The sequence below is a fragment of the Asticcacaulis benevestitus DSM 16100 = ATCC BAA-896 genome (genome assembly GCF_000376105.1).
GTDB lineage: Bacteria > Pseudomonadota > Alphaproteobacteria > Caulobacterales > Caulobacteraceae > Asticcacaulis > Asticcacaulis benevestitus.
Genome location: NZ_AQWM01000037.1, coordinates 24,161 through 33,644, shown reverse-complemented (window position 1 = coordinate 33,644; position 9,484 = coordinate 24,161). Strand labels below are relative to the sequence as shown.

At 58.2% G+C, this 9,484-nt stretch carries 8 protein-coding genes and 1 pseudogene; 1 reads left to right on the top strand and 8 read right to left on the bottom strand.

The genetic code is table 11. The features are described 5' to 3' along the window. Window positions 1-453 precede the first annotated feature (453 nt). From B060_RS27410 to B060_RS0120115, 6 genes are all read right to left on the bottom strand, one after another. A complete protein-coding gene (locus B060_RS27410; RefSeq protein ID WP_018083617.1) occupies window positions 454-630 on the bottom strand; it encodes an SWIM zinc finger family protein in 177 nt (58 codons plus the stop codon). Window positions 631-779: 149 nt separating this feature from the next. Further along, the gene (locus tag B060_RS0120135; protein ID WP_018083616.1) at window positions 780-2,072 is read right to left on the bottom strand and encodes an ATP-binding protein; all 1,293 of its coding nucleotides are present in this window, start codon (window positions 2,070-2,072) and stop codon (window positions 780-782) included. Window positions 2,073-2,761: 689 nt separating this feature from the next. Beyond that, the gene (locus B060_RS27405) at window positions 2,762-3,136 is read right to left on the bottom strand and encodes a hypothetical protein (RefSeq protein ID WP_155847911.1); all 375 of its coding nucleotides are present in this window, start codon (window positions 3,134-3,136) and stop codon (window positions 2,762-2,764) included. A gap of 339 nt (window positions 3,137-3,475) precedes the next feature. Next, entirely contained in the window at window positions 3,476-5,350 is a 1,875-nt protein-coding gene (locus B060_RS0120125; protein ID WP_157405683.1) for a M48 family metalloprotease, read from the bottom strand. A gap of 62 nt (window positions 5,351-5,412) precedes the next feature. Next, the gene (locus B060_RS0120120) at window positions 5,413-5,805 is read right to left on the bottom strand and encodes a hypothetical protein (protein WP_018083613.1); all 393 of its coding nucleotides are present in this window, start codon (window positions 5,803-5,805) and stop codon (window positions 5,413-5,415) included. After that, complete coding sequence (locus tag B060_RS0120115; protein WP_157405682.1) at window positions 5,802-7,514, bottom strand: CHASE2 domain-containing protein; 1,713 nt, start codon at window positions 7,512-7,514, stop codon at window positions 5,802-5,804. The genes B060_RS0120120 and B060_RS0120115 overlap by 4 nt, the downstream gene beginning before the upstream one ends. A gap of 372 nt (window positions 7,515-7,886) precedes the next feature. Here B060_RS0120115 and B060_RS25330 point away from each other — a divergent pair. Further along, window positions 7,887-8,531: pseudogene (locus tag B060_RS25330) on the top strand (transposase); the annotation flags it as partial. 73 nt (window positions 8,532-8,604) lie between these two features. Here B060_RS25330 and B060_RS26805 read toward each other — a convergent pair. Together B060_RS26805 and B060_RS0120100 are read right to left on the bottom strand one after the other, a co-directional pair. Next, entirely contained in the window at window positions 8,605-8,964 is a 360-nt protein-coding gene (locus B060_RS26805) for a DUF2750 domain-containing protein (protein ID WP_081606955.1), read from the bottom strand. A gap of 223 nt (window positions 8,965-9,187) precedes the next feature. Further along, window positions 9,188-9,484: a type II toxin-antitoxin system RelE/ParE family toxin gene (locus B060_RS0120100; RefSeq protein WP_018083608.1), complete on the bottom strand. Its 297-nt coding sequence runs from the start codon at window positions 9,482-9,484 to the stop codon at window positions 9,188-9,190.

Genomic DNA, 9,484 nt, shown 5'->3' with positions numbered 1-9,484 from the left:
TCGTCATTCGATTCAGTCGATGGAGCCATCTCCAGTTTGAATCATAACCGCGAGTCCCTGCCAAGCCCCCTTGCACGCCAATTTGCCCCGGTTACGGTCTTGCGCGTTTTGACGCGTCTTAACGCACACTACCTGGATGGCCGCAGCAGGTTTGGCTTAATATAAACGGCTTCAATACTTTAAGTGTGCCCGCGGCGTTTCGCAAGTCTATTCGTTACTTGACAAAAACTGCTCCAATTCCTCCTCATCTGGAACCAGTTGCATGATGAAGGCCGCAAGATCGGATTTCGACATTCGCAGCAATTTCTTTTCGAGGGGAGAGACCTGTTCCTTGCGCGCTAGGAACGAAGCACTCGGGCTATAGTTTTGCGCCATGATGGCCAGGGCTGTCGCCGCAATGTGCTTGCATGGGCCAAACTCGTCGACCGCTGGGCGGGTGCAGCCGCCGGACAGTTATTTACCTTTGAGCCGTAACGTCACATTGTAAATGCGCGTCCCAGCACATTTGGCGTTCACCTGGTCGGCTGTCACCTTGGTCAACTGCAACTGCCCGCCGGCAAGGTAGGCGCGACCACGGTCGATGTAGCGGTCGTCTACCAGGTCTCTGATCTGCTCCAGCGTTAGTTTCATAGAAGGCGCGTTCCGATGTTGCAACCGAGGTTTCTGTAACCGGACTCGCGCTTCCGGGCCATTCTCCACAACACCAACTCGTTGCCGTCTCGATAGTCATAGATGCGAACGTTGGTCTTTCCGGCGTATATCCTCGATCGACATTGCTATCAAACCCCGTGGCTCTTTGGCCAGCTCTTTGCCCAGAACACCGATAACGGCAGGGCAAAAAGTCGGTCACCGAGACTGAGCGGTTGAGATCCCAGGTACATAATAATACCAGTCGTTTTCCAGCTTTTGCCGGGCCCCTCGGACATGAACCACTTCAGGTTTTTAAGGTCCGCTGGCGTTATCGTGGTAGATGCCTTGATCTCAAAAGCGACGAGTTCTCGTCCTGTTTCAAGCAGGATATCCACTTCGCGGCCAGCGTCGCCACGCCAGTGCCATGGCCGCCATTCGGAATCCGCGTAAGGAAGGTTCTTGATCAATTCGCTGAAGACCCAAGTTTCCAGGAGGCCGCCCAGCGCCGCCGGATGGGCGTCGGCGGCGAAGCTATCGGCGCCCAGGTTGCGTAGGGCGGAGGCAATGCCTGTGTCCAGTATATGGATTTTGGGATGGCGGATATCGCGGCGTACTTCCCCAGACGCCCAGGCTCCAAGGCGTTTGACCAGGGACAGTCTCTCAAGGACATCGCAATATTGCTCGGCGGTTTGGCGCTGGATGCCGACATTCGAGCCGAGCTCTTGCATGTTCAGCTCATTTGCTGTCCGTGCGGCTAATTGATCGATCGTGCGGCGCAGGGCATCTGTTTTGCGGACTTTCAGAATATCGGCGACGTCGCGATCGACGATACTGTCAATATAGGCGCGGTACCGGCGCTGCCGGGCGCGCTCGTCGAGCGGGCGGATTTCAGGATAGCCGCCCATTGTTATGAGGTCGATTGCCTCGCTACGCGTGAATTCAGGCAGGTTGGGCAAGGCGGCTAGGTCGGCGGAATGTTGCGCCCAGTCCAGAAGAGCGGTCGGGGGCGCCCGGTAGATTTCCGCGGCCGACAACGGGTGTAGTACGAGCGTCTGGACGCGTCCGGCGAGCGAATCCATGACCTCGGCGCTCGAAAATATATTCGATGAGCCCGTTAGCAGCACTTGGCCCATGCGACGATGCAGATCGACATGGGCTTTGGTCGCCAGGGCGAGGCGTTTTGACCGTTGTGCCTCATCGATGATGAGGGGTGCATTGCCTTCGGCCATGAGGGCTTCAAGTTGGCCGGCCGGATCATTCTCGAATGCGGTAAGGGTCGCTTCGTGATCGAGGGTTACGAAGCGGCCACGTCCATAGAGTTCCCGCACGAGTGTAGTCTTGCCGGCTTGGCGCGGGCCAATGACATTGACGACGCGGGCTGATTGCAAAGCCTCTGTCAGCATCGATGTCATGTGCCGGGGGAAAAGATCGTTGTCCATCATCTCATGAGGGCTTATTGAAACGTGCGATTTGTATATTACATACTCTGCGGAATGTACATTAGAGAATGTGCGAAACTATCATTTGGGATGGCTTCCGCGTTTGAAAATAGTTCTTTGCGGGCTCGCGGACAATACCAAAACGCCCCGCGACTAAGGCGCTCCGTCAAAGCCATATCTGGCGATGTAATGGAAGGTCCGGATGGGGTTTCGAGCCAAACCTTGTTGATGGTCTGGGCTGCCAGGCCCGGTTTGTCCTTGGGCAAGAAGCGGCCGTAGTGTCGGGCAACAGTCCCGGCGGTGTGCTGGATAACGTATCCGGCGTGCTCGTAGGAGCCGGTTGCCTTGAGAATATGCGTGGCCAGGACATCACGGACACAGTGTGGTCCATGGGGTAGCAAACCGGCAATGGCGCCTTGGCCAGTATACGGAGTGAAGACACCGTGTCGAACGATGGTCCGGCGCCACAGATCGTAGAAGGGTTTTGTCCAGCGTGACGTCCGTCTTCGGACCACGCGCCGTTGCCACCCCCACCGTACCCGGATCTGCAGCGCGACCGATCAATATCGGCCGATGCTTGCCGATCCATCCGCTAATAAGCGCGTAGAGCCCGCCAATATCTGGCAGCTCAACGCGGAACGGTCGGCCCTCAAAAAACGATGAGCCGGCGTTTTTGAAGGCTGCAGCAGGGATCAGCATCTCCCAGGCCGTGCCGGTCCAGCACAGCTCGCCGCGGCGCAGGACTTCCAGCTTGCGCTCAGGCGTCGCCCGCCGCCCGCGCGGGCACAACAACAGTTCACTGGGTTCTTTTGGCGTAAACCCAGATGCAGACCAAGCCGTAGCATCAGCAAGGCGCGCGTGGCTTCGGCGGCCTCAATCGGATGCGCTTTGGAATCGGCGAGACGGTATTCGATCTCTTCGCAGATTTTGCGGTAGTCTCCGCTGGGGCTGTCGGCTTCGAGAACGGGAAGGATGGGCTCGAACGGATCGCGGTGCACGCGGGCAACGCGCCGAATATCCAAGGCACGGCCGCGCGCATACCATTGCAAATCATTGGCCTGTCGCAATCCTCGCTTCTTTCCGTTCCCAGACATTGATGAGTAAAATTGCAAACGAACTTGCGGAGTTGAGGGCCTGGTCTATGTTACCTGCGCGCGCTGGTAAACGAGGCGCTGGCGGGTTGGAAGGCGGTGGTGAGCTCCGTTGGGTTGCAGTCAGGCGGCATGGGTGCCATCGCGGCACCCGGTATGGTAAGGGCAAGGCCCGCCATCACAACGAAACGGTATAGGTTGTTTGCCATAATTCCCCACATCGCCCGTGGCGAGGATGGCGGATTTACCTGAAAAGGCCCATACCCGGTTAAAGCGAGCGGCGGCTTCTAAAGCGAAGGCCAGAAAACGGCCAATTCAGTCCGGGGTCGTATCCTTGTTGGCGGCATCTGCCCGTGTCAGGAAATTTGTCAGAACATTGTGGGCCTGGTCGACGGCCTTTGGATCATTGACCTTGCCGCGGGCCAGGATGACGCTTTCCTGGTTGGCGGACGTGAGGCGTTTGAAGCCGGCATCGTCGGGATGGGGCGCGCTGTTGACGCAGGTTTGCTTTAGCTCCGGGTTTTCGGTGGACACACATTCGATCAGGGTGCGAACGGCCTCGTCCTGCTTGCCGGTGGCGAAGCGCACTGAGACATAGGCCGGTAGAAACGGCTTCTTGTCACCGAACTTGGCAACGGCTTCGTTCGCCTGCTTTTCCGCCTCTGCCCACCGTCGCATGGTCAGCAGCAGATCTACGTGATCCTGGAACGCCTCAACCGACTGCCCCGGAAGTAGATGTGCCGCTCTGAATTTGGCGTCGGCTTCAACATATTTGTTCTCGCGTTTGAGAATGCGTGCCCGTTCGTTCAACACCATCGGCGTATTGCGGAAAGTGCTAGCTTCCGCCTTGGCGATGTATTTTTTGGCCTCAGCCATATTGTTGGCGTTTCGCGCCGCAGACGCCGCATCGACCGCAGCCACGACAGCCGAGGCGTCTGCAAACTCTACGGATTTTTGCAGAGTGGCAAGCCAGGGCGTGACCGGTGAAACGGCGTCACCGTCCCCGTAGGCGGCACTGGCATATACGTCCAGGCCGTCCATGCGCTCTTTGGGCAATCTGTGGGTGCGGGTGAGTACGCCTTTGAGAGACGTGGTTACGCGCTCGCGCGCATTGCGGTTAAAGCTTGCCCAGGTTTTGTCAGTCTCGGTTTTCAGCGTCGCTTCATTGAGCTTGCCTTCGACCACCAGAGCAGTGGTTGCCTTTGCTTGTTCGTCGGTCACCACATTGATGGTGGTTTCCAGATCGGTTTTGATCTTTTCGGTCAGGCTTTTTTGTTGTCCTTCGGACCGGGCGATGTTCTGAAACGCAACGCCGCTGGTGCCGGCGACATTGTAGCCGGCCCTCGTGGCCAGATCGTACCCAAGCGTGTCGGCCTCGTCTTCCTGACTGCGTTTCCAGACCGGCGTGACCAGGACATCGAGGACGAGCCGGAGTTGTTGGCTGCGATCGGCGGCTTCAAGCCGGGCGTCGGCAATCGCGGCCTGGTCCTTGATGACAAATTGGTTGCTGATCTCGTTCCAGCGCGCCTGCGAGAGCTTGGTGCCGTAATAGTAGCCGTCCGACAGCGTACTGATCAGGGCGTTCTGAGCCTGCAGACTGTCGTTGCGATTGAGGTGGCCTAACGCAACATGGGCGTATTCGTGCGCCAGAATGAAGGCGATCTCGCTTTCGCTTTTGCCCTGAACGAGCAGACCGAGGTGCACCTTGATAGAGTTGTCGGGCAGGGCTTCGGCCTGATAGACGTTCGTGCCGACAATTCGCACCTTGACCTTTTCAGGCTTGGTGCCTGGCCACTGGGCCGCAATGGCATCGACGATCGTCTGAAGTTGGGCGGTCAAAACGGGCAAGTCGAGCTGGCGATCTTGAAATTCACCCCGGCTGGTCGCGCTGAAGGTATTGCGCGTGGTGGGGTCCTTCAGCGCCCCGGGGTCGATTTTCCGGGTTGAGACCTGACACGCATATTTGCCGTTGCTGCCATTGATCGTGTATTTGCCGGCAACCTTCTTAATCCCTTTGACCGCGGCAATGCTGACGTTCTTCAGCGAGCCCACGAACCCGGTTTTCTGGGTCTGACACCCATAGTCTGACCATGACGCAGGCGGCCGGACGGGGGCGGGGACGACCGCAGGCGCGGCCGCAACCGTGTTGACGGGTGCCTTCTTCGGGGCCGTCAGCGCGGTTGCGGGCAATATAAGTCCGGCGAGTATCAGGGACGGAAGAAGAGGCAAAAAGACATGTGCGCGCATGAAGGTCAATCCGCCTTCAGGACGCAACCTATGCGGCCTTCGCCCGACCCGGCGTTCTCAGCCCCGTTCGAGCGACCGGGCGGAATCCATGCCAAAACCGTCGTTTCCGGGCAGACAATGCCGGGGATTTCAACCTGCCCCTCCATGACGTAGACGCGCTTTCCCTCCAGAACGAAAGCCACCATATTCAGTTCTGGCTTCGCGTCCACGATCTGTACCGGCGGCTTCGGCAACAGGCTGGATTTACGCCGTTCGAGAAACTTTCCATTCGCGTCGTAGAGTTTGGTTTCCACCATGGTGAACCCTGCGATATGGGGCGGCGTATCGGCGGCGTGGGCGTGCGCGGCCACCGCCCCCAGTGAGAACATGGCGGCGAGGAACAGGAAATGGGCATTCATTGTTTCGGCTCCTTGGCTTGGGGTGAGGGGGGGGGAGGGGGGAGGGCTTCGGCCCGCGAGGCGCGCACATCGCTCTCTATATCGAGCCAATTGCGCAGGCGGCGTAAATTTGACGCGAGATGGCTGCCGAGCTGTCCCCGGTCGAGAAGGCGCAGGATGTCCTCGCCCACGGGCTGCTGGCGTTGCAGCAACCCTAAGGTTAGCGCCGTGGCGCCGACGCCGAGCCAGTTGATGGGCTCCTCACGCAGCCCCCAGATGCCGATGGCCACGACGGCAACAATCAGAAGCGCACTGATGCCGAGGAGAACGCCATAGAGCCGCAGGGCCGCCGCCAGCGGCGTGTCACCGTCCGGCGACGCCTGATCCAGGCGGTGGCGTCGCAGAGCGCCCCAGTGGCCCAGGAGCAGAAGACAGAACAGGAGGCCGGTTTCCAGGATTTTGCCGCCGTCGAAAACGGGCGCTGCGACCTTGCGGTAGTGTTTGCCATATTCAATGAGGTTGTCGAGCGCCATCGCGTGGATAAACGCGCCCGGGACGGCCCCTTTGAGGGGGCTGTCGTGCAGGTCGGACCCGCGCGTAAAATTGGGGCCGATGATAACAAGCTTATCCTTAAGCAGGGCCTTCGCTTGGTCTGGCGTGAGCAGGTTCAGCGCATGGTAGGGGTAGGTGCGACTATAGTAACAGTCGGGCGCTGATGGATCGATATTGAGCAGGGCCCGGACGCCGCGATCGATATATCCAGTCATCGGCAACCCGGTTTCGGGCACGGTACACGCAAAGCGATTGTTGTAGCGCCAGTTCAGGTCGGATTGGCCCGGTGCCGGGCGGGCGCCCCAAACAATACTGAGGGGGCGGGAAAAGGCTTGTGGCCAGGTCGCGGGTGTCACTCCGGTCTTCAGGTCTTGCGCGCTGGCGCCGGCGACAGCCTTAAAGGGACCGCAAGTCGAACCGGGCGCTAGGCAATAGGCCGCATACAGGGCCGCCGCCGGACTCAGGTCCGACAGGCCTGGTGACCGTGGATCGCCCGTCAAGGCCGGCATAGGATAGGCGTCTTTATCGAATGTGACGTCCGCGACAACGGTGCGCTCGGCGAGCCTGGCCTGGAACCCGGTCGTTCTGGGGGACATGTCTTTTGCCGGCCGGCCCACCATGACCGGCATGCCGCCGCTCTTGATGATGCAGGCGAGTTTGGCGAAGTCGCTGGCGCTACAGGCTGGTAACGAGCCCCATTGGTTGAAATTTGTGCTGATCTCTATTTCATGCAGTAAGGCCCAGTGACCGCAAGCTGCGGCGTGTTCGTTGCGGTAGGGGGCACCTTCGGCAAGAAAAGCCGAACAGGCCGACTGAGACTTCTGGGAGAGATCGCGCAGGTCACCAAAGAACGTAAAGTCGAGGAAGATCGAGCGCGGCTTATTGGAAAGCCCATCCTTCCCGTTGCCCGCGGCGTCCCGTATCCGCGCAATGATGTTGGCGTAATCGATATAGGACGGCGGCCAATCCTGAAGGTCCATGTCTTTTTTGAGGTTGACGACATTTGTGTCGTCGATCGTAATGACCGAAACGAGCGCCTGGCCGCGCCCACTGTGTCCATAGGCGGGCGCCATAATACGCTGCGTGACCGTATCGCTGACGGCGTCGGAGGCGCTGTCGAGGCTGAACAGATCCAGCTTCGATAGGGCAAAAGCCGACAAGGCAGTCAAAAGGCTCACAATTAAGATACGTAGATACACCCCCAGCTCCCCCGGGCGTTGCCGCGTCCATTTAATGGTAAAAGATCGATACGCCCCTGAAAACGCCATTAAATATAATGGCGATATTTAATGCGTAAGGCAGTTTCTGCACGGATGCAACCCAGGGGGTTAACTATTTTTCGTTGTGTTTTGATGAAGGTGCGCGCTTAAACTGTCCGTCTGGGCGGAGGGCGTCATCCTTAAGACCAGCATATTGAACATGTGATTGGCATGTCGATTGACCTTACCGGCCATCTCGCCCTGAACCTAACAGTATGCGGAAAAAGGGCGTTTGCTGCGAGAGTATTGCCGTGATTCCATGCCTTAGTGATTGGTTGGCAGGAGCATGACATGCGCGGCAGTGATATCCAGACGGCGGGTCTGTTTTCTTATGTGAGCTGCGAAGCACGCGTTCCGCCAAGCCACCCTCTGCGGTCCATCCGCGCGATTGTCGAGGAGGCGTTGGAAGTTCTGTCCCCGGATTTCGAGGCGATGTATTCAGCCATCGGCTGCCCATCGATCCCGCCGGAGAAGCTGCTGCGGGTCCTGTTGTTGCAGACCTTCTACACGATCCGCTCGGAGCGCTAGCTCATGGAGCAGATGGACTACAATTTGCTGTTCCGATGGTTCGTCGGCTTGTCGATGGACGCGCCGATCTGGGACGTCACGGTATTCACCAGGAACCGTGATCGGCTCTTGGCTGCCGACATCGCCGCCAAGTTCCTGGCCGCCTTGCTGAGCCAGCCGCGAGTTAAGGCTCTCTTGTCGGACGAGCACTTCTCGGTCGACGGCACCTCGATCGAAGCCTGGGCTAGCATGAAAAGCTTCAAGCCCAAGGACGAGACCGATGGTGGCGACGCTGACGGCAGCGGCTCTGGCGCTGAAGCGAAGCGGCCGCCAAAGTCCACCGCACTCAACCCCGAGCGCGATTTCCACGGCGAGAAGCGGAGCAACGCAACTCACGCGTCGACCACCGACCCGGATGCCAGGCTTTACTAGAAGGCCCGTGGCTAGGCGGCCAAGCTTTGCTTTGGCCTAGTCAGCAAGGACAGACTCCTAATTGGCGGGATTAGGATTTTCCTTGAGCCGCTGTCAATCGAGCCATCAAATCCGTCGGAGATAGATCGTATCCCGTCACACTCTTTCCAGACCAGTTGACACCGCAATTGAGGCCATCGTTTTTCAAGCCAGGTATCCACCGTTCGATGAACGTCGACAATGGAATCGCCTGCGGCTTGAAATCGCTATATGCCGGGACTGTTTTGATGATCGACATGGCCCGCTTTTCCGACGACCAAAACGGAATAGCCGTTTCCCCGGAGGCATTCGTGGAGGTAGGAAAACCGTCCCTGTCTCTGACGCCCCAGACTTGTGCGCTGTTCAGCACTTCTGAAACGAAGGCATTGGCATTGATCGCTGAAATGCTCATCCTTTGAGAAGAAGGCAAATTCAAAATTGTGCAAGTAGGCGAAGGTGTCGATATCCGAACTAGCTATGCGGGCCAAGCCTGACACTCTAGACCAGCGCATAACAGGTGCCTTAAAGGCCATATCGCTTTCCGCTATCAGGCAGGAAAAGCTGGGGCATGTGGTAAGTCCGGTTAGGGCGCACAGGCGACCATGTAACGCAGCGAACTCTATCCGAGCCAGGTGCTAATCTCCGAACTCGTCCTTAAGCTGGGCGATCTGGTGCATGCGCTGGTGGAGGATTGTCACAATACCTATATCGCCACTCGATAGGCGACGCCAATAGACGAAATGGCTTTGGTATCGGAAGAAATACCCATTGACGCCAAATTCTGCCGGTACTGGCCTTGAGCTCGCGCCTTGCATCTCGATCCACAAACCAGTGATGTATTTTTCTGCTTGGTCGTCGCCCCAGGTGTCCCTGGTATAGCGGTAAATTTCATCAAGACGAAAGGATGCAGCCTCTTGGATAAGAACGCCCAC

What these genes read in the sequence shown, in the direction of transcription:
- B060_RS27410 (WP_018083617.1), bottom strand. Translation starts at nt 630, where the DNA reads ATGAAACTAACGCTGGAGCAGATCAGAGACCTGGTAGACGACCGCTAC.
- B060_RS0120135 (WP_018083616.1), bottom strand. Translation starts at nt 2,072, where the DNA reads ATGATGGACAACGATCTTTTCCCCCGGCACATGACATCGATGCTGACA.
- B060_RS0120120 (WP_018083613.1), bottom strand. Translation starts at nt 5,805, where the DNA reads ATGAATGCCCATTTCCTGTTCCTCGCCGCCATGTTCTCACTGGGGGCG.
- B060_RS26805 (WP_081606955.1), bottom strand. Translation starts at nt 8,964, where the DNA reads ATGAGCATTTCAGCGATCAATGCCAATGCCTTCGTTTCAGAAGTGCTG.